The 24,873-nt window shown below is 68.1% G+C and carries 23 protein-coding genes and 1 pseudogene; 5 read left to right on the forward strand and 19 right to left on the reverse strand.

All coding sequences use genetic code 11. The annotated features are described in order from the left end of the window. Nucleotides 1-54 precede the first annotated feature (54 nt). Together ACF0H8_RS19205 and ACF0H8_RS19210 are read right to left on the reverse strand one after the other, a co-directional pair. The gene (locus ACF0H8_RS19205; protein WP_395290452.1) at nucleotides 55-1,260 is read right to left on the reverse strand and encodes a cytochrome P450; all 1,206 of its coding nucleotides are present in this window, start codon (nucleotides 1,258-1,260) and stop codon (nucleotides 55-57) included. Between the two features lie 112 nt (nucleotides 1,261-1,372). Further along, nucleotides 1,373-1,903, reverse strand: coding sequence for a nuclear transport factor 2 family protein (locus ACF0H8_RS19210; protein WP_395290453.1), 531 nt, complete (start codon nucleotides 1,901-1,903; stop codon nucleotides 1,373-1,375). A gap of 174 nt (nucleotides 1,904-2,077) precedes the next feature. Here ACF0H8_RS19210 and ACF0H8_RS19215 point away from each other — a divergent pair, with 174 nt between their 5' ends. Both ACF0H8_RS19215 and ACF0H8_RS19220 read left to right on the forward strand, forming a co-directional pair. Continuing rightward, complete coding sequence (locus ACF0H8_RS19215; protein WP_395290454.1) at nucleotides 2,078-2,842, forward strand: SDR family NAD(P)-dependent oxidoreductase; 765 nt, start codon at nucleotides 2,078-2,080, stop codon at nucleotides 2,840-2,842. Between the two features lie 95 nt (nucleotides 2,843-2,937). Then, nucleotides 2,938-3,660 (forward strand): SDR family NAD(P)-dependent oxidoreductase, encoded by a 723-nt coding sequence (locus tag ACF0H8_RS19220; RefSeq protein ID WP_395290455.1) that lies wholly within the window; start codon nucleotides 2,938-2,940, stop codon nucleotides 3,658-3,660. A gap of 220 nt (nucleotides 3,661-3,880) precedes the next feature. Here the strand turns inward: ACF0H8_RS19220 and ACF0H8_RS19225 are convergent, their stop codons facing one another. The 5 genes from ACF0H8_RS19225 to ACF0H8_RS19245 all read right to left on the reverse strand — a co-directional run bounded on the left by ACF0H8_RS19225 (nucleotide 3,881) and on the right by ACF0H8_RS19245 (nucleotide 9,918). Further along, a complete protein-coding gene (locus tag ACF0H8_RS19225; protein WP_395290456.1) occupies nucleotides 3,881-5,383 on the reverse strand; it encodes a TRAP transporter large permease in 1,503 nt (500 codons plus the stop codon). Beyond that, nucleotides 5,384-5,911, reverse strand: a complete 528-nt coding sequence (locus ACF0H8_RS19230; RefSeq protein ID WP_395290457.1) for a TRAP transporter small permease — start codon at nucleotides 5,909-5,911, stop codon at nucleotides 5,384-5,386. It lies immediately after the preceding gene. Nucleotides 5,912-5,953: 42 nt separating this feature from the next. Then, complete coding sequence (locus ACF0H8_RS19235) at nucleotides 5,954-6,706, reverse strand: hypothetical protein (protein ID WP_395290458.1); 753 nt, start codon at nucleotides 6,704-6,706, stop codon at nucleotides 5,954-5,956. A gap of 91 nt (nucleotides 6,707-6,797) precedes the next feature. After that, a complete protein-coding gene (gene dctP / locus ACF0H8_RS19240) occupies nucleotides 6,798-8,117 on the reverse strand; it encodes a TRAP transporter substrate-binding protein DctP (protein WP_395290459.1) in 1,320 nt (439 codons plus the stop codon). Between the two features lie 304 nt (nucleotides 8,118-8,421). Further along, complete coding sequence (locus ACF0H8_RS19245; protein WP_395290460.1) at nucleotides 8,422-9,918, reverse strand: aldehyde dehydrogenase family protein; 1,497 nt, start codon at nucleotides 9,916-9,918, stop codon at nucleotides 8,422-8,424. Nucleotides 9,919-10,215: 297 nt separating this feature from the next. Between ACF0H8_RS19245 and fdxA the strand changes: the two genes are divergently transcribed. From fdxA to ACF0H8_RS19260, 3 genes are all read left to right on the forward strand, one after another. Next, nucleotides 10,216-10,554 carry a ferredoxin gene (gene fdxA / locus ACF0H8_RS19250; RefSeq protein WP_395290461.1) on the forward strand — a complete coding sequence of 113 codons (339 nt, stop codon included), beginning with the start codon at nucleotides 10,216-10,218 and terminating at the stop codon, nucleotides 10,552-10,554. Between the two features lie 5 nt (nucleotides 10,555-10,559). After that, nucleotides 10,560-11,366, forward strand: a complete 807-nt coding sequence (locus tag ACF0H8_RS19255; protein WP_395290462.1) for an enoyl-CoA hydratase-related protein — start codon at nucleotides 10,560-10,562, stop codon at nucleotides 11,364-11,366. Between the two features lie 136 nt (nucleotides 11,367-11,502). Continuing rightward, nucleotides 11,503-11,919 carry a nuclear transport factor 2 family protein gene (locus tag ACF0H8_RS19260; protein ID WP_395290463.1) on the forward strand — a complete coding sequence of 139 codons (417 nt, stop codon included), beginning with the start codon at nucleotides 11,503-11,505 and terminating at the stop codon, nucleotides 11,917-11,919. Nucleotides 11,920-12,067: 148 nt separating this feature from the next. On the opposite strand, the gene ACF0H8_RS19265 is transcribed toward ACF0H8_RS19260, so the two are convergent. From ACF0H8_RS19265 to ACF0H8_RS19320, 12 genes and pseudogenes are all read right to left on the reverse strand, one after another. Then, nucleotides 12,068-12,586, reverse strand: coding sequence for a nuclear transport factor 2 family protein (locus ACF0H8_RS19265; protein ID WP_395290464.1), 519 nt, complete (start codon nucleotides 12,584-12,586; stop codon nucleotides 12,068-12,070). 119 nt (nucleotides 12,587-12,705) lie between these two features. Continuing rightward, a complete protein-coding gene (locus ACF0H8_RS19270) occupies nucleotides 12,706-13,905 on the reverse strand; it encodes a cytochrome P450 (RefSeq protein ID WP_395290465.1) in 1,200 nt (399 codons plus the stop codon). Between the two features lie 424 nt (nucleotides 13,906-14,329). Further along, on the reverse strand, nucleotides 14,330-15,796 hold the full coding sequence (locus tag ACF0H8_RS19275) for an aldehyde dehydrogenase family protein (RefSeq protein WP_395290466.1): 1,467 nt from the start codon (nucleotides 15,794-15,796) through the stop codon (nucleotides 14,330-14,332). Nucleotides 15,797-15,859: 63 nt separating this feature from the next. After that, complete coding sequence (locus ACF0H8_RS19280) at nucleotides 15,860-16,807, reverse strand: zinc-binding dehydrogenase (protein ID WP_395290467.1); 948 nt, start codon at nucleotides 16,805-16,807, stop codon at nucleotides 15,860-15,862. 90 nt (nucleotides 16,808-16,897) lie between these two features. After that, entirely contained in the window at nucleotides 16,898-17,557 is a 660-nt protein-coding gene (locus ACF0H8_RS19285; RefSeq protein WP_395290468.1) for a cysteine hydrolase family protein, read from the reverse strand. Continuing rightward, a complete protein-coding gene (locus ACF0H8_RS19290) occupies nucleotides 17,554-18,384 on the reverse strand; it encodes an SDR family NAD(P)-dependent oxidoreductase (protein WP_395290469.1) in 831 nt (276 codons plus the stop codon). Before ACF0H8_RS19290 ends, ACF0H8_RS19285 begins: the two co-directional genes overlap by 4 nt. Nucleotides 18,385-18,517: 133 nt before the next feature. After that, nucleotides 18,518-20,005 (reverse strand): TRAP transporter large permease, encoded by a 1,488-nt coding sequence (locus tag ACF0H8_RS19295; RefSeq protein ID WP_395290470.1) that lies wholly within the window; start codon nucleotides 20,003-20,005, stop codon nucleotides 18,518-18,520. Next, on the reverse strand, nucleotides 20,002-20,511 hold the full coding sequence (locus ACF0H8_RS19300) for a TRAP transporter small permease (RefSeq protein WP_395290471.1): 510 nt from the start codon (nucleotides 20,509-20,511) through the stop codon (nucleotides 20,002-20,004). The genes ACF0H8_RS19295 and ACF0H8_RS19300 overlap by 4 nt, the downstream gene beginning before the upstream one ends. 3 nt (nucleotides 20,512-20,514) lie before the next feature. Continuing rightward, nucleotides 20,515-21,852, reverse strand: a complete 1,338-nt coding sequence (gene dctP, locus ACF0H8_RS19305; protein WP_395290472.1) for a TRAP transporter substrate-binding protein DctP — start codon at nucleotides 21,850-21,852, stop codon at nucleotides 20,515-20,517. 220 nt (nucleotides 21,853-22,072) lie between these two features. Further along, nucleotides 22,073-23,314: a hypothetical protein gene (locus ACF0H8_RS19310; protein WP_395290473.1), complete on the reverse strand. Its 1,242-nt coding sequence runs from the start codon at nucleotides 23,312-23,314 to the stop codon at nucleotides 22,073-22,075. Nucleotides 23,315-23,508: 194 nt separating this feature from the next. Further along, a pseudogene (locus tag ACF0H8_RS19315) lies at nucleotides 23,509-24,073 on the reverse strand (putative PEP-binding protein); the annotation flags it as partial. A 146-nt stretch (nucleotides 24,074-24,219) separates the two neighbouring features. After that, the gene (locus ACF0H8_RS19320) at nucleotides 24,220-24,690 is read right to left on the reverse strand and encodes a GMC family oxidoreductase N-terminal domain-containing protein (protein ID WP_395290474.1); all 471 of its coding nucleotides are present in this window, start codon (nucleotides 24,688-24,690) and stop codon (nucleotides 24,220-24,222) included. Nucleotides 24,691-24,873: the final 183 nt, after the last annotated feature.

Below are 24,873 nucleotides of genomic sequence, written 5' to 3' on the forward strand. Positions count from 1 at the left end.
GGGGCCGGCCGGAATGGCGTCCGCGCCGCTCGCGGGCGGCGCGGAGGAAGCCACTCAGCCGCGCAGCTCCTCAAGACGGTCGGCGCCCACCTTGGCACCGGGGGTGAAAACGACCGGCAGGGAGACCAGCCCGCGGTTCATCGCGATGTTGGCTCCCACCTGGACCTCGCCGTCGATCTGGTAGTCCGGCATCCGGGCGAGCACGCGCTCCGCGGCGATGCGCATCTCGGCCCGAGCGAGGTACTCACCGATGCAGCGGTGGATGCCGTGACCGAACGCGAGGTGCGACTTCGCCTCGCGGTCGATGTCGAACACCCCCGGGTTGGGGTACTTGGCGGGGTCGAGGTTCGCGGCGCCGAAGTTCAGGCCCACCTTCTCGCCGGGCTCGATCGTGATGCCGCCCAACTCGACCTTCTCGGTGGCCGTGCGCCCCATCATGGTCACCGGCGATTCCCGCCGGAGCGCCTCCTCGAGGGCCCGGGGGATGAGCTGGGGGTCGGCGATCAGCCGCTCCTTCACCTCGGGGTGCGCTCCGATGAGCCACAACATGCTGCTGATGCCGTTGACCGTGGTCTCGTGCCCGGCGAGGACCAGGCTGATGCCGAGGCGCACGAGCTGTTCGTGGTCCAGGCGCTTGCCGTCGATCTCGGCGCGGGTGATGAGTCCGAGGAGTCCGGGGTATTCGGGGTCGGCCTCCGCCGTGGAGACGAGTTCGTCGATGAAGGCGCTGAACGCCTGCTTGGCCGCGATCGCCTCGTCCTTGTCGCTGCCCGCGGCGCGATTGAGGCGATCCGAGATGTCGAGCATCTCCTGGGCGCGGTCGGGGGCACCCAGGATCTCCGCGATGATCACCGCCGGGACGCGCTCAGCCAGGTGGCGCAGGTCACCCTTGCCGGCCTCGATCATGTCGTCGATCGCCTCATCGGCCACCTCGCGGATGCGGCCCTCCCAGTCCTTGATCCGGTCGGGGCGCAGCTCGGGCTGGATGATCCGGCGGTACTCACGGTGCTCGGGCAGGTCGGTCTCGGTCGGGATGGCCCGGGCGACGCCGAGCGGCGGGATCGTCGCTCCCTGTCCCGAGCACAGGCCCGAGTGGTTCGCGGCGCCCTGGCGAACGTGCTCGTAGCTCAGCACCGCGACGTACCCCTGGAGGTCATTGGTGCGGAACACCGGCCCGTTCTCGGCGCGCGCGGCCTCATAAGCCCGGTCGGCGTCGAAGTTCGAGTTGATGTCGCCGAGAACGAAATCGGTTTGCGTCATTGCACTTTCCTCCGCACTGCTGTTGCCCTGTGCCGCCGCCGAGCGGCGGCACAGGGCGCGTGACTTGACCACTCGTCCCGTACCCCGGTGAGGCCCTGGGACGTGAAACTTCTCAGGCGATCCCGCTTGGGATGCCCGCCCTCACACCGTCAGCGCGCGCCGGGAAGTGGTCGATCGGCGTCACGTGGAGCCGCGTGACCTTCACCTTCGCGAAGCGCCACTGACCATCCTCCTTGCGGTACTCCTCGGTGTAGTGCCCCCACCCTCGGAAGGACGGGAGCTCGCTGCCCGCCGGCCGGCGGATGATGTCCTCCATGGCCCACACCCCGGAGGCGGCCACGTCCGAGTGGATCTCGATGTCGGGATTGTGTCCATGATGCATGGTGAAGACGCCCTCCATGCGCTCGCGCAGCGCCGAGGTCATGACGTCCGGGGTCACGGGTGGGAGGACGCCGCCGTCCCAGTATCCGTGCGGGTCGGTCGTCGCCTCGCTGGTGTCGACGACCGCATCGTCGCAGAACAGAGCCCGGAACTTGTCCCACTGCTTGGTGTCCATGTACCGGAAGTAGCGTGACTTGAGCCGCTTGATCTCTTCTACGTCTGCCAGGTAGCGCGCCTGTGCGCCCGCGGAGCTGTCGGTCATGTGAGCAGACTAACACGATGCGCGATATTTCGGTACGCTCCCCGAGGAGTCGTTTAGCGGCGCCCATCATCGTCTGAGGCCGCGTGAGATTTCCGAGCGCGCACAGCCCAGTTGGGGCCGTGCCGACCTCGCCACCGGTTGACGGCCCACCGCGAGATCGAAAGAGAGCACAACATGACAGGTAGGTTGCAGGGCAAGGTCGCCTTCGTCACCGGCGGGGGATCTGGCATCGGCGAGGCCACGTGCTTGAAGTTCGCCAAGGAAGGCGCGCGCGTAGCCGTCGTCGACCGCGACGCCGAAGCGGCCCGCAAGGTCGTCGGCGTCATCGAGGGCAACGGCGGCGCCGCGGTCGCCATCGGCGCCGACGTCGCGAACGCCACGGACGTCGAGACGGCGGTCCGTACCGCGGTCTCGACCTTCGGGCGCATCGACGCGGCCGTGAACAACGCCGGCGTACCCGGCGGGTACGCCAAGGTCGCCGACCTCGAGGACGACGCCTGGCAGCGCACGATCGATGTGAACCTCAGCGGTGTCTTCCTGTGCCTCAAGTACCAGCTGCGGGCGATGCAGGAGCAGGGCGGCGGCGGCGCCATCGTCAACATGGCCTCGGCCGGCGTCCTCAAGGTGTCCGCGCCCCAACCCGACTACATCGCGTCGAAGTCCGGCGTGGTCGGGATCACCCGCAGCGCGGCGGCCGACTACGGCAAGGCGGGGGTCCGTGTGAACGCGGTGCTCCCCGGTCCCGTCGCCACGCCGATGCTCATGGCGGGCTTCAACGCCCGGAACAGGTCCCTCGACGAGATGGGGGCGAAGTTTCCGCTGGGGCGGATCGGCCAGGCCGATGAGATTGCCAACCTTGCGGTGTGGCTCTGCTCGGATGAGGCCTCTCTCATCACCGGTGTCGCCGTAGCCGCCGATGCGGGCTACCACCTGGTCTGACCTCCCACCGCGCAGACAGTTACCCACCCATCGGCAGGCAACGACGGCCTTCGTCGATGCCTGACAAGCGTTTCAACGATCAAACGGAGAATGCATTGGAAAATCTCAGGTTCGACAACAAGGTGGTGCTGGTCGTCGGCGCCGCTACCGGTATGGGCGCGGCCGCGGTCGAGTTGCTCGAGCGACGGGGCGCCACCGTGGTCCCTGCGGACATCCAGCCCGGCCCGGGTCGCGAGCAGGTCGACATCGCCGACGAGGCACAGGTGGATGCCCTCGTCGCGCGGGTCGTCGAGCAGCACGGGCGCCTCGATGCAGCGGCCAACTTCGCCGCGATCCGGGCGAAGGTGGAAAACGTCGCCGACATCCCCACCGAGAACTACCGGGCCCAGATGAACGTGAACATCGACGGCATGTTCTACCTCAACCGGGCTCAGCTGCGGGCCATGCGAGAGAACTCCGGCGGCTCCATCGTGAACGTCTCCTCGCTCGCCGGGGTCACCGGGCTCAAGGGCTCCTCGGCCTACTCCGCCGCCAAGCACGCCGTCATCGGCCTGACGAAGTCGGCCGCCATGGAGTACGCGGAGCAGGGCATCCGCATCAATGCCGTCTGCCCGGGCCGCATCAAGACGCCGATGCTGCTGGGCGCGGCTGCCGACAGCGAGGAGCTGATGAAGCGCATGGCGACCGATCAGCCGCTCATGCGTCTGGGCGAGCCCGCCGAGGTGGCTGAGGCCGTCCTGTTCCTCCTGTCCGACGCCGCCAGCTACATCACGGGGGTTGCGTTGCAGGTCGACGGCGGGGTGGCAGCTCGGACGTAAGAGCACCGCAGATCGACGGCACGCGCCGGCATCGCTTCCCTTTTCGGGCGACGCCGGCGCGTTTGTCGTGCCCGGGGTGTGGTGGGCACCAGGCGGACGCCTGCGGCAGTGGGCGGCCGCCGGGTGTCTTCACGGGTGTCTCCAAGAGACGGCGAGGCCGGCCAAGCGTTGTCGCTTGGCCGGCCGGTCGACGCGGTGGATAGTCCGCTGGGAGCGGTGGCTAGCCGCCCGCCGTCGGCATCGAGTCCGGCAGCCAGGTCACGATCTCGGGGAACGCGATCATGAGGCCCACGAGGAGCAGTGCCACCGGGATCACGCAGAGCACCCCCTGGAACACGGCGCCGATCGAGATGCGCTGGCCGAGGTTGACCTCCCGATCCTGGACGATGTTGTGCAGGATGTAGCTCAGCACGCCCACCGGTGGTGTGAGAACCGCCAGCTCCATGAACACCACGAGGAATACGCCGAACCAGATCTCGGAGATTCCCAGGGTGGCGAAGAGGGGCAGGATGATCGGCACGGTCAGGAGCATCATGGCGAGGGAGTCCATGAACATCCCGAGGATGATGTAGACGACCACCATGGTGATGAGGAAGGCGACGCGGGACATCTCCAGGTCGATCACCATCTCGGCGAACCAGCTCGCCAGGCCCGTCACGGACATCATGCGGCTGAGGAGGTAGGCCCCAACCAGCAGGAAGAACATCGCCCCGACCGTGGACACGGTCTCGGTGGCCGCCTGGGTGATCGCCCGCAGCGGGTTCTTTCCGCGGCGTCGGATCAGGCAGATGACGAGCGCGCCGGCCGCCCCGACGGCGCCGGCCTCGGTCACGGTGAAGAAACCGCCGTAGATGCCGGCGACCACGACGACGATGAGGAGGGGGGCGTCCCAGATCTTCCCGAGCGAGCGCACGCGCTCACCCATGCTGTAGCGGTGCTGTCCGGCGCGCCGGCCTCCGACGAGCGCGGGCTTGAGCAGCGACAGGACGACGATCGTGATGCAGTACAGCAGCGCGAGCAGGACGCCGGGGATCAGGCCGGCCATGAGCTGGGGCCCGACCGGGACGGAGGCGACGCCCGCGTAGATGAGGAGGAACAGGCTCGGCGGGATCAGGTGCGCCAGGGTGCCGGCGGCCGCGATGGACCCCAGTGCGAGGCGCCGGTCATATCCGGCCTTGAGCATCTCGGGCATGCCGGCCCGACTCAGCGGGAAGATACTGCCCATCGTCGAACCGGACAGTGCGGCGAAGCCGGCACCCGCCAGGTTCGTTCCGATCGCGAGACCGCCCGGGAGCCAGCCCACCCACACGCGCGCCACCGAGTACAGGTGTTCGGTCAGCCCTGAGCGCCACAGCAAAAGCCCCATGAGGATGAACATGGGCAGCACGGTGAGGGACCAGTTCGCGGCGGACTCCAGCGGCAGCCGGCGCAGCGAACCCTCCGCGGCGTGCCAGCCCACGATCGACCACGTGCCGAGGATGCCGGGGATGCCCATGGCGACCCCCAGGGGCACCTTCATGGCCATGAGCGTGAGCATCATGACGAGGCCGAGGACACCGACGACCTCGGGCTCGAAGTCCAACCACAACAGCGCGCCGGAGGCGATCGCGATGGCCGGAAGGAGGACGCGCCAGAGCAGGCTGCGGACCGGTCCTGAGGCCGGTGGGCTGTCGACGGGCGCGGACGGCACGGGCGCCGCCGTCTGGGTAGAGACAGTAGCCACTTACTCAGTCACCTCATTCAAAGTTCCGGAACCGCCGGCCGCGACTGCCTTTCCCCGTGCGCGTTCGATCATGGTCAACACGATGTGGACGATCAACAGGCCGTAGCCGATGGGAACCGTGAAGCTCATCGGCCAGATGGGGGTGCCGTTCGCCGAGCTCGCCCGCCGCGTCTCCAAGTACATCAGCGCTTCCTGCAGGGAGTACCACGCGATGAAGGCAGACATCGCGATGACCAGGATCTCGGCCATCACGACGTACTGGGGGCGGAAGCGCGCGGGCATCCGATCGAAGGCGATCGTGACATCGATGTGTTCGTGCCGCTGCTGGGCGGTCACGAAGCCCAGAAACGCGATGAGGGGCATCCACCAATATGAGGAGATCTCCAGCGTTCCCTCGATGGGGTGTCCCGCTGCGCGCATGGCCGCGTTGACGATGGTGTGGCCCATCAGGATGAGCACCGCGATGGCGGCGGGGAGAGTGATGGCGCCGGTCAGGCGGCTTCGGGTCTTTGCAAGCGTGTCGCTCACTACGCACCTCGCTGAGGGGAAAACAGTGGATGAAGCGAGAATCTAGACAATGGAGTACTCATGCATGATTGCTCGCCTGGAGGGAATGTCGCGGTTGATGAAGTTGTCCTCGTCGCGTAGGACCTCCGGCGCCAGCGGTACCTCGTACGCCGCCACGAGGTCCGTTCCGGGAAGTGCGTACATGTCCATGAAGGCGTCGAAGCCGTCTTCGGGCACCAGTGCCGCGCCGTCGGCGCGCAGCTCGACCCGCTGGCCCAGGGAGAAGGCGACATGAATGCGGTACAGGGCGCCCATCTTGACCGCGACTTCCTCGAGGATCCGGTGATGGGTCATCCAGTGGTCGCGGAACTGGTACAGATCCTGGTCCGCCCTGCGATGGACGGTCAAGCAGGTCTTCAGTCTGGTCGGCCGATCGTGGCTCGGTTCGGCGCGCGCCGCGACCGCCTCCTGATGGCCCACGCTCCGGACGGCGGTGGTGGGCTCGTCGATGAGCCCACGTTCCTGCTCGGCGACCTGTAGCAGGGCGCCCGTTGCCACGAATTCGCGCAGATCGCTCAGCGTCGCGAAGCTCAGCTGCTCGATCGCATCGAAGTCCACCGGAACCGGGGGCACGCCCCGGTCGTCACGGTAGGACTGGATCTGGTCAGGCCCCACGAAGCTGGCGGCGACGCCGGCCAGCGGGGTGAACTTCGCGAGCTGCGCCCACATGGATCCCTGAGTGGCGAGATATTGCCACTTGAATGCCTCCGCGGAAAGCGAGGGGTCCCGACGGATGAATCGGACAGTGGTGATCAAGGGTGCCCCTTTCAGGCGATACGGCGGGCGTCTCGGGCGAGGTGACAACGGGCGCCCATTCCATCAAGGCAAACGGGCGCCCGTTTCGACATCACGCAGTCGGGCGGTTCGGGGTGAGGACTTCCTCGACGAGCTTGTCGATCAACGGGGTCACGTCGATCTGGTCCTTATTGGCGGCGTACCACTCCGGGAACTCGGCCCAGGTGCTCTCGTCCGTGTAGCCCAGGTCCTCGATGATCCCGGCCCACTTCTCGTGGTTCTCGATCGCGGCGCTGACGTACTCCTCGCCGTCCACGTTCGCCGGGGCGTTGGCGGCCGCATCCTCGAGGATGCCGTCGAGGTAGGCGGCCATCTTCTCGCGCGTCGGCTCGTCCCAATCGTGAATGGTGACACCGGCGTCCAGTCCCACCTGCAGGCTGTGGGAGATCACCTCGAACTCCCGGTCGAGGATCGAGGCTTCGAGGTAGACGTCCAGGCGATCCCAAAGCAGCTGCCGGACGGCGAGGGGGAGCCCCTCCCAGGTGTCCTTGTTGAACGCGATGCTGCCCTGGGACGGCGGAGCCTGGACCTCGTTGTCGAGCGTCCAGTGCTTCGACACCTCCTGGATGCTCATGGAGTCCGCGACGGAGAGGGCCGACGCCGCGCAGTCGACGACGCCGCGCTGCAGGGCCGAGTAGACCTCGGCCGTGGGCACGTCGGCGGTGGCTGCGCCGAGCTCCTTCACCAGACCGGTCGTGATCGGGGTGTTGGTACGGATGGTCATGCCGGCGGCGTCCTCCGGCGAGGTCACGGGCTCCGTGCAGAAGAGGGCGTTGCCGTTACCAGGCAGCCACATCAGCAGGGGCTCGATGTTGTTCGCGCGGACCTCGTCGACGAGCTCGGGGCGGTTCGCGCCGAAGTCGACCCACTCGGCGAACATCTGCATGGTGCCGACGAACGGGCTCCCGTCGTGGAGGCTCAGCAGGCTGCCGTTCCACGTATTGACCGGGAACATCTCCGGGGCGGTGTAGGGCAAGAAGAAGCCGCCGTCGACGAGACCGTCCTGGAGGGCCTGGCTCATCTCGTGCACCGGCACGCGGGCCCCCGAGTAGAGCACCTCGATCTGGACCTTGCCGTCGGACCATTCCTCGACGGCCGCGGCCCACTTCTCGGCCGGGGCCGTGGTCGCCACGCCAGGAGCGGTGGCCATCTGGAAGCTCAACTCGACCGGGTCGACGTCGGTCAGCGCCTCGGCGTACTCCTCCTGGCTCGCTCCCGCGTCGACAGATACTGCGTCGCCTCCGCCGTCGCCGCTGCCGGAGTCATTGGCGTCGCTCGAGCTTCCGCACGCCGACAGGGTCATGCCGGCCACGGCGAGCACGCTGATCGCGACCATCGCGCGCGGCCTGCGCACCATCTTCTTGTTGAGCACTCTCTTCTACCTCCATGGTTCATCGGCGGACCGGAGGGGGTGACTGCCGAAATCTCGGCGAACACTACGCCTCTTCGTAGTGTTAGGTCAATCACAATACGCATCGGTCGAATCGAAATCCGTCCGCTATGTGTGCCGACGCAGGCGCGCATCGGGTGGCGCGCCAGGGGCTCCGCGGTATGGGCGCAACGGGGGCCCGGACCGGGCGATCCACGATGACCCACGTCACGTCCGGAACGAAGTTCCGCCAGCACGCCACTGACGCCGCGCAAGGGCGGACTGCGAGGGCCGTCCTGCGACCTGGCTAGGCGGTCGGCACGACGACCGCGTGCGGCTCGGTGAAGATCTCCAGCCCGGCGCGGTTCGCGCCACCGCGTCCCACACCGCTGTGCTTGACACCACCCCACGGCACGCGACCGTCGACTCCCGCACCCGCGTGGGCGTTGATCCAGGTCATGCCGGCCTCGAGCCGGCGCGCGATCGCCATCGCGCGCTCGACGTCTGGCGACCACACCGAAGACCCCAGGCCGTAAACACAGTCGTTCGCCTGCGCGATGGCATCGTCGACGCCGTCGTACGCGATGATCGGCAGGGCGAGCCCGAACTGCTCCTCCCGCACGAGCGGATTGTCGGCGCCGATGCCGGAGGCAAGCACCGGTCGCATGAAGTAGCCCTGGGCCGGGTCCACGGCGAACGATCCGTACTCCCCCACGCGTCCACCGGCCGCCCGTGCGGCCTCCACGAGCCTCTGCACATTGGCCAAGCCGGCTGCGGTGTGCATCGGCCCCACCGTGGTGGCCGGGTCGAGCCCGTCGCCGACGACCGTGCTTTCCAACACCGCGCCCAACCCTTCGAACACCTCGTCGACCCGGCGTCGCGGCACATAAAGGCGCTTGAGCGCCACACACGCCTGCCCCTCCGACGCGAAGGCGGACCGCACCAGCCGCGCGTAGATCGAGGGGTCCTCCAGTGCGTCGTCGAGAACGATCGCTGCGTCGTTCCCGCCGAGTTCGAGCGTGGTTGTCGCCAAGGAGTCGGCGGCCTCATGGGCGACGAGGGAGCCGACCCGGGTGCTCCCGGTGAAGTGGACATGCCGGACCAGCGGGTGCTCGACCAGGGCCTGCGCGACGTCGGTGCTCGGCGAGGTGAACAACGCCAGCAAACCCGGCGGCAGGGCGGCCGCGATCTGGCCGTAAATTTCCAGCGCCGTCAGCGCGGCGGTCGCCGGGACATGCATCACGACCGCGTTGCCGGCGAGCAGCGCGGGCGCCACGGTGATCATCGCGGTGCTGATGGGGAAGTTCCAGGGCGCGACCACGCCGACCACCCCGTACGGGTCACGGTAGACCCGCGAGTGATGGCGCCCGGAGTCGCCCAGGTCTTCACCGTCCGCGAGCCACGGCACATGGGCGCCGAGCAGGTTCACGGGAAAGGACATGTACTGCAGCTCGCGCTGCGACTCCGACAGGATCTTGCCGTGCTCGCGCGTCAGGAGCTCGGCAAGACCATCGACCTCGACGCCCTGAACGGCTGCGACGATCCGGTCGAAGCGCTCCTGCGGGTGCAGGCGTGCCCAGGCGGGCTGCGCGTCCGCCGCGCGGCGCACCACGCCATCGACCATCCCGGGCACCATCGAGGGGTACGTGCCCACCACTTCGTCGATGCGGGCGGGATTCCGCACCTCTACGCGGCCGGACGATGTCGAAACCTCACACCCGACGAAGCCTGCCTCGACGGGCGTCGACACACCTGCTGCCTGCATTGGGGAACCCACCTCATCGTGATCGATATTTCGATGCACGCTACGACTCTTCGTTGATGGTCGTCAAGGTGCGCGACGACCCATGGTACGTCGTGCCGGAGGGCCTCCGGTCCTGCCTGTAGCGCCGCTCCCCGACCCGGCCACGCGCGGTGTGAGCCTTGACGATCCGCGGACCGATCCGTAGCTTTACCGAGATACCGCGCTCGACGGCGAGCGAACGGTTCGAACCGCGGGGTGACCGCTCGTCACGACCGGCTTTCCTACCCGGATGCCGTTCGGCTCCGGCGGCTCGCCCAAGGACGGGTCGGACAGCGGTCCACCCAAGGAGAGACAGCAATGACCTACGTGATCAGCACCTCGTGCATCGATGTCATGGACAAGGCCTGCATCGACGAATGCCCCGTGGACTGCATCTACGAGGGGGCCCGAGCGCTCTACATCCACCCCGAGGAATGCGTGGACTGCGGCGCGTGCGAGCCCGTCTGCCCCGAGGAAGCCATCTCCTACGAGTCGGAGGTGCCGGCCGGTCAGGAGGCGTTCCTGGCGGACAACGCCCGGTTCTTCGCCGAGCCCCTGCCCGGTCGCGCGGAGGCGCTCGGCTCGCCCGGTGGTGCCAGCGCGGTCGGGCCCATCGGCGCTGACACGGAACTCGTCGCTTCCCACCCGCAGCGGTAACGGTCGTGACTGACCCCGTCCTCTTCGACACCGCGGACGGCGTCGCCGTCATCACGATCAATCGCCCCGAGCGGGCGAACGCGATCGACCCGGCCGCCGCCGATGCCATCGCGGAGGCCATCCACGCCGTGGAGACCGATGACGGCATCGGTGCCGCAATCGTCACCGGCGCCGGCCCGCGGCACTTCTGCGCAGGGAGCGATCTGAAGGCGAAGGCCGCCGGCACGCCCCCCGCGCGAAACAGCTGGGGTTTTGGCGGATTCGTCCGTGCGCCCCGCGCCAAGCCCTACATCGCCGCGGTCAACGGCATCGCCGTCGGCGGCGGATTCGAGCTCGCACTCGCCTGCGACCTCGTCGTCGCCGCGGAACATGCCGCATTCGGCCTGCCCGAGGTGACACACGGTGTCGTAGCCGGCGGCGGCGGACTCATCCGCCTCGGACGGAGACTTCCGCCCGCGCTTGCCACCGAGATCGCCATCGCCGGCCGCACCTTGTCGGCACACGAGGCTCAGTCGCTCGGGCTGGTCAACAGCGTCGTCCCGCAGGACGCACTTGCCGAGGCGGCGACGGCGCTCGCGCGCACGTGCCTGGCCGGCGCACCGCTGGCGGTGCGGGAGAGCCTGGCCGTCCTGCGTCTGGCTGACGGCAGCGGCGAAGACTCACTCTGGCGCCGGTCGGCACAGGCGAGCGCCACCGTGCTCGCGTCGGAGGACGGCCAGGAGGGCCCTCGAGCGTTTGCGGAACGCCGCACCCCGACGTGGCGGAATACCTGGTCGGATGCCGCCCCGCCCGCAAGAGCGGCCGCAACGTGAGCGACCGCGTCCGGGCAGGACGGGACCCCGGGCCGCGACCGGGCCGGACATGTCGTGAGCGTCGCCCTGATCGTTCGACGAACCGAAGATGTTGCCCTAACGCACGAGAAGCAGGAGATCGCCAATGGAACTTGCCGTGACCGAACCGACCATTCACGTCGACCCCGACCGCGCGAGGCGCACGGTAGAGAACTACCTGAACGGGCTGGAGTCGGCGGACTTCGACCTCGTGCTCTCGTGCTTCGCCGACGACGTCTTCTACTCCCACCCCCCCTACCAGGCGGGTGAGCCCCTTGCCGAGGCAGTGGGCAAGCAGGATCTCGAGAAGCTCATTCGCCAACGCCGCGGCGGGCGCGGCTGGATCCACGAGATCGACGGCCTCCTGATCAGCGGGGATCGCTGCGTGCTCGAGACGACCGTTCGCGAGTACGAGGGCGGCCCGGTCCGCTCCACCAGCGTCGGCCTCGGCACGTTCAACGCCGACGGCCTCCTGACGCGTTGGGTCGCCCTGCGGAGCGCACCGCCTGTCGGGTCCTCGGTCGGCCTCGCTTAGGAATCAACAACCCAGCGGGTCCGTGAAACGACCAGCGGCAGCCTTTCCGGCCGCCGCTGGTCGTTTCCATTTCCGGTGCCTGCCCGCTCACCGCTGTTCTTGCGGGGCGCGTGTTGCGGCTGAGCTCGCCGACCCGAGATGGCCGGCACTAGTCCTTGGCGGGGAAGTGGTCGATCTGCTTGACGTGCAAGCGGGCGACGCGCACACGGGTGAAGCGCCACTCACCGTCGACCTTCCGGTACTCCTCGTGGTAGTACCCCCACCCGTGGAACGACGCCAGTTCACTGCCTGCGGGTCGGCGCACGATGTCTTCCATCGCCCACACCCCTGACGCCCGGTCCTCGCTGTGAAAGGTGATCTCGGGGTCATGGCCATGGTGGCAGGTGAAGACCCCCGTCATGCGGGCCTTGAGGGCGGTCGTCATCGCGTCGGGAGTGACCACGGGCAGGCGGCCGCCGTCCCAGAACCCGTGGGGATCGACGATGGCCTCGCTCGTGTCCACCTCGGCGTCGTCGGTGAACAGCGACCTGAACTCATCCCACTGCTTGGTGTCCACGTAGCGGAAATAACGTGACTTGAGTCGTTTGATCTGTTCGAGGTCGGTCATCCCGCGGGAGACTTCGTCGGCGGTCGTCCTTGGGGCGGACGGTGTTGCAGTGTCGGTCATCGATCATCCCTATCGTTCGGGCCGCCCGGATAGCACCCGGGCGACGTCTGGACATTCCGTTTTGCGCACATCGCCGCAGCGCGGCCGGCGCGGTCAGCGCGTCAGCACATCGCGGCGGGTCAGGCGCTGAATCGGCTACCCGGAGTGAATCTCACGGGCACCGCCCGGGGGCCGCGGGTGAACACGTTGCTGCCACCGATCTCCACGTCGCCGGTGACCTCGTAGTCCGGAATGCGATCGAGCACTCGCTCCAGCGCGATCCGCATCTCGGCCCGGGCCAGGTGCTCACCGACACAACGGTGAATGCCGTGCCCGAAAGCGACGTGCGGATTCTTGTCGCGCTCGATGTTGAACTCGCCCGGACGATCGAACGCTTCGGCGTCCAGATTGGCGGCGCCGAAGTGCAGCGCGACACGGTCGCCGACGCTCATGTCGATCCCGCCGAGGGAGGCGGGGGCAGTAACCGTGCGCCCGGCCATGAGGACGGGACTTTCCAGCCGCAATGCTTCCTCCACCGCCGCATCCACCAGGGACCGATCGTGCAGAAGCAAGCGTTTCGCCGCGGGGTGTGCCCCGACGAGCCAGAGCAACGCACCGATCCCATTCACGGTGGTTTCGTGGCCGGCGATGACGAGCGTGAAGATGGCGCCGATGGCAGCTTCGTGGGAGATGGGCACGCCGTTGATCTCCGCATTGGCCACGCGGTGCAGCAAGGACGCACCGGCGGTGGCTCGCGCCGCCGTGACCTTGCCGTCGACGTAGTCGAGCATCACCTTGGCCGCGGCAGCCTTGGCATCCGGGTCCTTGCTCGTCGAGGCGTGGTTGAGCTCCGTCGTCCATGTCGCGAACAGATCGCCGTCCTCCTCCGGAAGTCCGATGATCCGGGTGATGATTCGTGGCGGCACGATGTGGGCGAGCTCTGCCGCAAGGTCTGCGCTCCCTCGCTCGATGAAGGCGTCGATACAGTCATCGACCGACTGGCGGATCTCGCCTTCCCACTCGGTGACGCGGTCCGGCCGGAGCTCGGGCACCATGAGCTTGCGGTAGTCCCGGTGCTCGGGTGGATCGGTCTCTGTGGGAACGGCCGGAATTTGATTGCCGAGGCGGGGAATCGTCGCGCCTTGGCCAGAGCAGAAGGTCGCGCTGTCCGCGGCAACGGACTTGAGGTCGCTATAGCCAAGGACGGCGTAAAAGCCTTCGAAATCTTCACTCCTGACGATGGAGCCCTCACGGCGAATCTCCGCGACGGCCCCAGCAAAATCTGGAAGCTTGTTGAACGAGGCGACATCAAAGACTGGACGCGAACTCGTTGTGGACATGGTTCACCCTTCGGTTGTTCCTCCGCTGCCGTGCTGGCGGGTCTCGGAAGCGATCGGCGACGGAGTGCCGACATTCCCGCTGCACTGCGTGCCCGAGATTGCCGCGGCGGTGATCTGGCTCACTCTCCACCATAAATGTCTACGCGCGCCTTCGTAGAGGACTCCAAGTCGGAACTTCCTCAGCCGCTCGTGACCCGCTCGGGCTTTCCAGAGGTATCTCCCTGATCCCTTAGTCAGCGGCCGGTGTCAGGACTCGACGTATGCGGTGTCGGCGATTATCCCTTCGCGCCCGGTGATGCGGCGTCTGTCGCTGCGGAATCGCTCTTCGTAGACGGCACGGGGCCCGCAACGTTGCGGGCCCCGTGCGTGCGGGCGGTCCGGACGGGGACAGCATGCCACCCGTCGATGGGCGGCGGGTAGACCTTTACGGACGCTGCCCCGACGGCCAGATCACCGCGTGCGGTTCGGTGAATGCCTCGAGTCCGCCGCGGTTGGCGCCGCCGCGGCCGACACCGCTGCGCTTGACGCCGCCCCAGGGGACCCGTCCGTCGATTCCGGCACCGGAGTGGGCGTTGATCCACGTCATGCCCGCCTCCAGCCGGCGGGCGATGGCCGAGGCACGCGGGATGTCGTTCGACCACACGGAGCCGCCGAGGCCGTACTCGGAGTCGTTCGCGTAGGCCACCGCCTCGTCGACCGTCTCGTAGCCGATGACGGGAAGGGTCGGGCCGAACTGCTCCTCCTGCACCAGGTCGGCGTCCTGGGCGATGTTCGACACGACCGTCGGCAGGAGGAAGTGGCCCTGCTCGGGGTCGGCGGCCATCGTGCCGAACTCGTGCACCTCGGCACCTCCCGCACGGGCGCTCTCGACGAGGCCTTGCACACGCTCGCGCGCGGCCGCGGTGTGCACGGGACCCATCGTCGATGCGGGATCCATACCGTCCCCGGCGACGACATCCTTCAGTACCGCGCCCAATCCCTCGACGACCTCGGCGACGCGTGCGGCCGGGACATAGAGGCGCTTGAGCGCGACACAGGCCTGGCCTTCGACGCCGAACGCGGCACGGACGAGCTTGGGATAGATCGCCGGGTCATCTAGTGCGTCATCGAGCACGATGCCGGCGTCATTTCCGCCGAGCTCAAGCGTGGTGGCCGCGAGTGTCGGGGCTGCCTCGATGGCGATCAGGCTGCCGACCGTGGTGCTTCCGGTGAAGTGCACCTTTCGAATTCTGGGATGTTCCACGACCGCCTGCGCCACGGCGGTGTCGGGCGAGCTGATCACGCTGAGCAGGCCCGCGGGCAAGGCGGCGGCCATCTGCCGGTACACGGCCAGGGCACTGAGCGGGGCGGTGGCCGGGAAATGGACGACCACGGCGTTGCCACCGAGCAGCGCCGGGGCGACGGCCAGCATGGAGGTACCGATCGGGTTGTTCCACGGCGCGATGATGCCGACGACCCCGAACGGGTCTCGGTAGATGGTGCTGTGGTGCATGCCGGAGTCACCGAGGTCTTCTCCCTCGGTGAGCCACTCGACGTGCGGGGCAAGGAACTTCACCGGGAAGCTCATGTACTGCAACTCGCGCTGGGCCTCGGCAAGGATCTTGCCGTTCTCCCGGGTCAGGAGCTCGTCGATACCGGTGACCTCGACCGATTCGACCGCCTTGGCGATGGCGTCGAAACGCTCCTGGGGGCTCAGCGCGGCCCACGCAGGCTGAGCCTGCTCGGCCACCTCGACGATGGCGTCGACGGCGTCGACGCCGATCTTCGGATAGGTGCCGACGACCTCGTCAACGCGTGCGGGGTTGCGCACCTCGACGACTCCGGTCGCCGGCAGGTCGACAGCGGCTACCATCGACGCCCGGACGGGCTCGATCACACGTGTGCTCTCCATACTCTCTTCTCCTCGTCCTCGATCAGGTCGTGCCGTAAGAAATCGAAACTGCGACGGCGAACGTCAATTCTCGAATCGCGCGACCAGCCGCCCGCGGGCCCGGCCGCCACGCACGCGGTCAATGCCGTCGCCGATCTCTTCGAACGTAATGGTTGAGATGACGGGCTTGATCTGCCCGGTAGCCATGAGGTCATAGACACTGGCGAGATCCTCCGGTGTGCCGGCCGCCGACCCGACCAGGGTGACCCTCTTCTGCACGAGCAAGGTGAGCGACAGGGTGACCGTGGGGTCTCCCAGGCCCACCTGGACCACGCGGCCGCCGCGGCGCGCCGCCTGGATGCTGCCCACGGTGGTGGTGTTCCCGAAGCCGGCGAAGTCCAGGATGGTGTCGAGTTCGAGGCTGGCGAGGTCTGCCACGTCGACGAACGTCTCCTTAACCCCGAGCTCGGCGGCGACGTCGTGAATCTCGCGTCGCGGTTCGACGCCGTACACCTCTGCGCCGAGCGCGCGAGCGATCTGCGCTCCGATCAGGCCGAGCCCTCCGAGCCCCACGATGCCGACACGCTGGCCGGCCGTGACCTCCCCGGCAATCTTGACGGCCCGGTAGGCGGTCATCCCGGCGTCGGTTCCTGCCGCCGCGCTGTCGAAGTCGACGCCGTCGGGGATAGGGACCAGGATGTCCGTCGGTGCCTTGATCAGCGGCGCATATCCGCCGTCGATGGCCATACCGGGCCCCCGCGCGGACATGTGCAGGCCCACGCGATCACCGGGGGCGAACCTCTCCGCCCCCTCTCCCACCTCCACGATCTCGCCGGCGACCTCGTGCCCGAGCGTAATCGGGAGCTTTCCAAGGAGGGAGAGCGGAAGGTGACCGTCCACGATGCCGATGTCACTGTGACAAAGACCGGCCGCCTTCACGGCGATCAGGACCTCGCCGGGCCCCGCCTCCGGCTCCGGCACCTCCGCCAGGACCAGCGTTCCCGCATTTCCGTCAAATTGCCATGCCTGCATTTATGGAACTCCTTCAGAACCCTAGAGCGAATTGCCGGCCTACCCCTGGGCCGGGGAGGACATTGTCGGGACTGCACCGTGGCGGCATCCTTAGAACACCTCCTCGCCCTGCCGGACGTCGGCCAGTCCGAAACGGGCGAGGCTGGACAGGGAGGCGTCCTGGTCGGCCTCGGTGGCTGTCGTGCAGCAGTCGGCCAGCACGGTGACGCGGAAGTCCCGCATCGCCGCGGAGCGAGCGGTGGTTTCGACGCACGCATTGGTCACCACGCCGCCGATGAACACGCTAGTCACCCCGAGTTGCCGGAGCAGCGATTCGAGCGGCGTGCCGAAGAAGGCGTCCATGCGTACCTTGTCCAGTAGGATCGCGTGCTCGAGAGGCAAGTCCTGCACGAGGTCGGCGTCCCAGGTCCCGGCGAGCAGCGCCCCCTCGTCCATCGTCCGGAACCGCTCGCGCGAGAGTGCGGGGGCGTCGACGTAGCCTTCCCGATAGCGGTGACGGGTCGCGATGATCGGCATTCCGGCGTCCTGTGCCGCCCGTATCGCCCGGGCGTTTGCCTCGATCGTGCGCTCGATCTCGTGCAGCGGGTGACCCATGGCCTGGTACAGCGCCCCGTCGCGGTGGAGGAAGCCGTTCTGCATGTCGAGGACGAGCAGCGCCTCGGCGGGCCTTGAGGAGGCCCCGCCTCGACGATGCTCCTGCGCCACGGTGGCGGCCGCCCCATGCGGCCGCCCTCCCTCGCCCGGCTTCATACCGAGGCCGTTGCGCCCGTCTTGGGCCGCGGGAGCTGGCCGGATTCGCGTGCCAGCGCCGAGAGCCCGCCGTCGACGACGAGCAGGTGGCCGTTGACGAAGGTCGAGGCGTCGCTGGCGAGGAACACGGCCGGTTCGGTGATCTCCTCCATCCGTGGCCACCGCTTGGTGGCGAACAACTCGGCAATCTGCGCCCGCTTGACGGGGTCGTCGGTCACCGGGCGCACCCGCTCGGTCTCCACCGGCCCGGGCAGAAGCGCGTTGACGCGCACGCCGTCCGGACCCCACTCGCCGGCGAGACTTTGCGTGAGGTGGTTCAGCGCCGCCTTGGTGGCGCCGTAGGGCACGGAGAACGGGTTGCCCTTCAGCCCGAGGGTGCTGGAGACGATGATGACGCTGCCGGAGCCCCGGCGAAGCATGTGCGGACCCGCGGCTTGGAGCAGGGAGACAGTGCCCTCGATATTGACCGTGAGCATCGTCTGAAGGTGCTCGATCGGCATGTCGACCAGGGCGCCGCCCCGGCTCGCCGGGGCGGCGTTGCTCACGACCACGTCGAGCTGTCCGAACGCGCCCAGCGCCCGGTCGACGAGGGAGAAGATCTGGTCCCGGTCGCTCATGTCCGTCACTACCGGCAGCGCCCTCCGCCCCAGGGCCTCGACCAGCGCCGCGGTCTCCTGGAGCTCCGACGCCGTTCGGGACGTCACGACGACGTCGGCCCCTTCCTCCGCGAAGGCGAGGGCGATGGCACGGCCGATCCCCCGTCCGGCGCCGGTGACGAGCGCGGCCTTCCCCGCGAGGGCGCCGGTCGTGTTGGGATTCGTACGCATGGGCTATTCCTTCCTGGCTGCCTCGACCCTGAGGCGCGGGTACGCAAATTCGAGATAGGCGGACACTGGTCGCGGTACGACGATGGGGCCTGCCACCGCCTGGTAGCAGGCCCCGCGGGCTGCCGATGAGTTGCTACTGCTCCATCATGTTCGGCAGCCACAGCGCGATGTCGGGGAAGGCCACGAGCAGGCCCACGACGACGAGCGCGGTAACAACGACATATGCGGCCGCCGTGAACACGTCGGTCAGCGAGATCTTGTTGCCGAGGTTGACCGCCTTGTCCTGGACTATCTGTGCCACGGTGAACGCCAGCACGCCGACGGGCGGGGTGATGACGGCGAGCTCACAGAAGATGACCATGAACACCCCGAACCAGACCTCGGAGATCTCCAGCGCCTGCAGCACGGGCAGCAGGATCGGGACGCTGAAGAGCATCATCGCCAGGGCGTCCATGAATATCCCCATGATGAGGAAGGCCACCGCCAGGGCGATGAGGAACGCCGTCTGGCTGAGGTCCATGCCCACGACGATCTGGACGAACGCATCCCCGAGCCCGCTGACACTGACCAGGCGCGTCAGCATGTGGGCGCCGATGAGAAGCAGGAACAGGGCACCCACCGTGGACACGGTCGAGACCGCCGCCTGACCGATCAGCGACAGCGGCCGCTCCTTGCGTCGCGCCCACGCGGTGATGGCCAGGGCACCCAGGGCACCGGCCGCACCGGCCTCCGTGGCGGTAAAGATGCCGGTGAAGATGGAGCCGACGACAAGCAAGATGAGCAGGGGGACCGGCCAGATCGTGACGAGCCCGAGCATGCGCTCGGACCACGTGACCTTGGCCACCTGACCCCGACCAGCAATGCCCTTACGCACGAGCACGATGCTGATCGCGACGATCGCGACGGCATAGACGCCTGCGAGCAGCAGACCTGGGCCGACGCCCGCCATCAGCTGTGGGCCGATCGGGACCTCCGCGATACCGGCGTAGATCACCATGAAGATGCTCGGCGGGATCAGGTGGGCGAGAGTGCCGGCGGCGAGCACGGACCCCACGGCGAGGCGGCGGTCGTAACCGGCCTTGAGCATCTCCGGCACGCCGGCCCGGCCCAGGGTGTAGGCGGTGGCGAAGGAGGAGCCGGTGATGGCGGCCAGACCGGCCCCGGCGAAGTTGGTGCCGACGGCCAATCCGCCGGGCAGCCAGCCGATCCAGTGGCGTGCTACGTCATAGAGGCGCTCGGTGACGCCCGAGCGCCACAGCAGGAAGCCCATGAAGACGAAGGCCGGGATGACACTCAGCGACCACGAGGCCACCGAGTCATACGGCATCCGGCTGAGCATGCCCTGCGTGGGCATCCACCCGACGATGGACCATACGCCGATCACACTCGGCAGCGCCATGGCGATGCCGATGGGCACCTTCATGAAGGTCAGGACCAGCATCATGCCCAGCGCGATCCCGCCGACGGCCTCGGGCTCGAGGTCCTGCACCATCAGGAACGCGGCGAGTACCAGCACGACCGGTGCCAGGAGGCGCCAGCCGATGTACCGTTTCGGGGCCCTCCGCTCCGCCCGCGGCGCCGGGGGCTCGGTCGCCGTCTTGATCGCGAGATCCTCGCTCATGCGGCACTCCTTTCACGCATCGCCCGCCACCCGTCGAGGGCCGACTGGAGCGCCAGCAGCAAACATCCCAATGGCACGAGGAACGACGCCGGCCACACTGGAATCGACGTGATCCCGGCGGTCTTGTCGATTGCGAGGTTATGCACGGCCTCGTTCCACCCGAACCAGGCAGAGGCCAGGGCGAATGCCAAGAGGAACAGATTGGCTGCCATGTCGAAATCCCGCCGCATCACGCGGGGCAGGTGGTCGTACACGATGTTCGCATCGATGTGCTCATTGTTGCGCTTGGCGAGCGAGAAGCCGAGGAAGCCGATTACCGGCATGTACCAGAATCCGACGATCTCCAGCGTGCCCGTGAGACCAGCGCCTCCCAGGCTGCGGAGGACGGCGTTGAGCACCGAGTGCACGCACAGGACGAGGACGCCCACCGCGCCCAGGGCGCCGAGCACATCCATCACCTTGTGATACACCCCGCGTACCGGCTGATTTTCTGTCAATGTCGTCATGAACTACTCCGGGCGGTTCGGTGCGAGGGCCTCGTCGGTGATCGCCTGGGTGAAGGCCTCCATGTCGACGTCATTCGACTCGTACCAGGCCACAAACTCCTCCCAGCCGACCTCTTGGCCGAGGCCAAGCTCCTCCAACGTTGCCTGCCACTTCTCGTGGACATCCACGGCGTTCTGGACGAAGGCCTCGCCGTCGATCCCGGCGGGCGCCTTCGACGGCAGTTCAGCCGTCCGGCCGTGGTTGAACTCCTGTAGGGCCTGGGCAGCGTCGTCGTCCCACGCGTTGATGGTGAGGCCGGCGTCCACCGCCTTCTTCAGCGCCTCGTAGTTGGCTCCGAGGATGTTGTCGGCGACGATGCCCTCCAGCAGCCCGTCCAGCTTGTCCCAGAGCAGCTGCTGGGCTGCCAGGGGCAGCGAGTCCCACTTGGCGGCGTTGATGCTGAAGCCGACCGGCGTGCCCGAGAAGTTCACTCGGTTGTCCAGGGTCCAGCTGTCGGTGACCTCGTGGAAACCGAAGACCGAGGCACCCGCTGGGGTCTGGGCCGCGCAGTCGACGATGCCGCGCTGGAGGCCCTCGTACAGCTCCGCGGCGGGGACGGTGACGGGCACGGCACCGAGGGCCGTGAGTTCGGCGGCGATTCCGGTGGAGCCCGCGCGGACCTGCATGCCGGCGATGTCCTCGAGCGACGTGGCGTCGCCGGTGCAGATCAGGCCGTTCGACCCGCTGCCGGCCAGCGGCAGCAGCGGTTGGATGCCGTGGCCCCGGAACTCCTCGGTGAGCTCCGTGCTAGCGGCACCGATCTCTGTCCACGCAGCGATGTACTGCAGCGACCCGGGGAGCACGTTGCCCTCGTGGAGGTACATGAGCGTCGTCGCGTAGTCGTTGATCGGGAAGGCGTCTGGCTCGTAGAAGGGCAGGTGCTGCCCCATGTCGATGAGGCCCTCACCAAGCGCGGTGCTCATCTCGGCGGTGGGCACCCGGGACGCGGAGTAGAAGATCTCGAAGGTGATCTTGCCGCCCGACCACTCCTCGACCGTCTCGGCGTACTCCACCGCGGCGACCGAGTACGCGTTCTCCGGCGAGGAGGCGAGCTGCATCGTCAGCTCGACATCGTCGATGTCGGCCAGCGCCGCGACGTAGTCCTCCTTCGACGCTCCGGCCGGCACCCCGTCGGCAGCGGAAACGTCAGCGTTGTCGCTGCCGCTGCCGGGATTCTCTTCGGTGTCGTCCGTGCCGGACGCGCCGCCGCAAGCGGCCAGGCCTAGGGCCAACGCTGCGATTCCGGCCGTCACGGTGACGGGTCGGAACCTGGAGGGGCGAAGCGCGAGCTTGGCTGTCATGAACAAATCCCCGATCTTCTTCGATCTGTGGGCGGTGTCACACCGCCTGTGTCAGCCCGCACAGTGTGGCACGAGCTTTCGCACATCACAACGATCTGTCGTTACAGTTTGGCTTCGGGCCAAACCACATCTGGGAGCGCCTCCCCGGTCGCACAAGGGCGACCGGGGAGGCGCCGTCGTCAGGCCGTCTGCGCGCGCGTCAGCGCGAGACAGCGAGGCATCACGCGGGGCGGTTGGGGACCAGAACCTCCTCCACCACCGCGTCCACGAACGGGCCGAAATCGAAGTCGCCTGCGGCGTACCAGGCAGTGAATTCGCCCCACGGGAGTTCCTCGCCGTAGCCAAGCTCCTTGGCATTGGCCAGCCACTTCTCGTGCAGCTCGACCGCCGTCTCCACGGTGGCCGCGCCGTCGACCCCCTGCGGGGCCTGGCCGGGGAGCTCCTCGAGCTTCTCGGCGTGGAACTGCGCGAGTGCCTCGGCCGCGTCGTCACCCCACGGCACCACCGTGAGCCCGGCCTCCTCCGAGTCCGCCAGGGCCGCGGCGGATGCGCCGAAGACGTTGCCGGTCAGGAACTCGTCGAGGAAGACGTCGAGGCGGTCCCACAGCAGCTGCTGGGCCACGATCGGCAGGGAGTCCCACCGCGCAGCGCTCATCCCCCACGCCACGGGGGAGGCGGCGAACGAGGAGCGCTGGTCGAGGGTCCAGCTGTCGCCGACCTCGTGCAGCCCGTACGCCGCCGCACCACCCAGGCTGGAGGCGATGCAGTCCACCGCGCCGCGCTGCATGGCCTCGTACTGCTCGACCGCGGGGATGGAGACCGGGATGGCCCCGAGCGCCTCCACCTCCGAGGCAACCGAGCTCGACGAGGTGCGCACCTGCGCCGACTTCAGGTCCTCGAGCGTGGACAGCTCTCCCTTGCAGACGAGCCCGGTGCCACCGCTGCTGGTCATCGGGAGCAAGGGCTGAATGCCCTGGTTGCGCAGTTCGTTCTGCAGGGCCTCGTGCGTGACAGCGAACTCCGTCCAGGCGCCGAGCAGCTGGAGACCGCCGGTCACCGGGCTGCCCTCTTGAAGGAACATGAGCTGGGAGGTGTAGTCCGCCACGGGGAAGGCGTCGGCCTCGATGTTTGGCATGTGCTGCCCCATGTCGACGAGGCCCTCGGCCAGGGCGCTGTTCATCTCCGGCATCGGCGCGCGCGAGCCGGAGTAGAGCACGTCGAAGGTGAGCTTCCCGCCGGACCACTCGGTGACGGCGTCCGTGTAGGCCACGGCCGCCACCGAGTAGGGGTTGTCCGGCCCCGTGGCGAGCTGCACGGTCAGCTCGACCGGGTCGACGTCCTCGAACGCGGCGATGAATTCGTCCTTGGTCGCTTCTGCACTCAGGCCGCCGGCCGACTCGCCGGCCTGCGCGTCGCCCTCGGTGGCGTCGCTGGTGCTGCCGCAGGCCGAGAGGGCGAGCACGGCAGCGAGCGAACCAGCAGCTGCCGCCGTCCGGAACTTGTGGGCGGAGGCCCCACGATTACTTCTCATTCGATCCCGATCTTCTTCGATGTGGTCGACGGGACACAGTCCCTCGTATCGGCCCGAGCCTAAGCACGAGATGTCGTATCACACAACGAAATCTCATATGTGCGCGCTGACCTGCAGCGATGTACCTACGACGTCGCATCCTCGGCCGCCATGACGGCGGCGCGCCCCGCCTCGAGGCGCGCGATCGGCACGCGGAACGGGGAGCAGGACGCGTAGTCGAGCCCGGCTTCGTGGAAGAAGTGGATGGACTCCCAGGTCGCCCCCGTGCTCGCCGCAGACGCCCATGTGCAGGCGCGACTTGGTGGCGCGACCGCCGCTTACGCCGGCCTGCACGAGCGCGCCGACGCCGTCGCCTCGATCGTCTCGAACGAGGAAATGGTGAGGACCCCGTTCTCGAGGTAGTCCGCGAAGAATGCCCCCTCGACGTCGTCTCGGGAGAAGCCCCACGTAGTCTGCGTCAGATCGTTCGTCCCGAAGAGAAGGAGTCGGCCTCCTCCGCGATGCGGTGCGCGGTCAGTGCGGCGGAGGCAGCTCGATCATGCAGCCGATGGGCAAGTCCAGGGTGGTGCCATACTCGCGGCCCACCTCGGCGAGGATACCCTCGGCCTCCTCCCCCACGATCTGCAGCTCCCGCAGGGAGCCGATCAGCGGCACCATGATCTCCGGCCGCGGGTCCTTCCCGGCCCCTCGAGGCCGGCTTCGAGGCCGTCGGAGATGTAGCGCATCACCGGGGAGTCCGTGCTGCAGACCTGGGTGGGCAAGCGCACCGCCGGCCGCCGCGGGCGCGTCTTCGGCCGTGTCGGCGTTGGCCCGCACCGTCGCACGGGTTCGCACCTTCAGCGTGCGGGGCCGGCCGGCCCCGAGGTAGGGCCGCGCCGTGTTGTGGCGCAGCCCGCCCTTCTGGGAGAGCTGCGCCCACGAGGCGCCGAACTGATCCGCGCCGTTGTAGTCCTCGTTGTATGGCGGCCCAGCCTCCGCCGCGGCCGCGGCCGCGAGGAATCGACGGACCATCGGGTGGGCGAGCCGGACCCGGGCGATCGAGAGCGGCAATTTGCCGCCGCGGTACTGGTTCGCGCCGTCCCGAAGCGCTCGACCTTCCGCATGAAGGGCAGCAGGCTGTCGTAGTCCCAGCCGTCCGCGCCAAGGTCCGCCCGCTCGTCGAAGCCGGCGCGGTGGCCCCGCACCCACAGCATGGCTTTGACAGAGCTGCTCCCGCCCAGCACCTTGCCAGAGGCCCACGAGTCCTGGCGCCCGCCACGAGTGGGGTCCGGCTGCACCGCGTAGGGCCAGTAGTTCTTCGGTGGCATGCGCAGGAGTCCGACCGGCAGCTGGACGACGGGGAGAGATCGCTGCCCCCGGCTTCGAGGACGACCACCGAGCGTCCGCTCCCGCTCAACCGGTTGGCGACAGCGGCCCCGCAGATCCGCCACCGATCACGATGTAGTCGTAGTTGGCAGCCTCCGTCCCGGCACCGTTGGCGTGCATCAGTT

It is taken from the genome of Georgenia sp. AZ-5 (assembly GCF_043952095.1).
In the GTDB taxonomy this organism is placed as follows: domain Bacteria; phylum Actinomycetota; class Actinomycetes; order Actinomycetales; family Actinomycetaceae; genus Georgenia.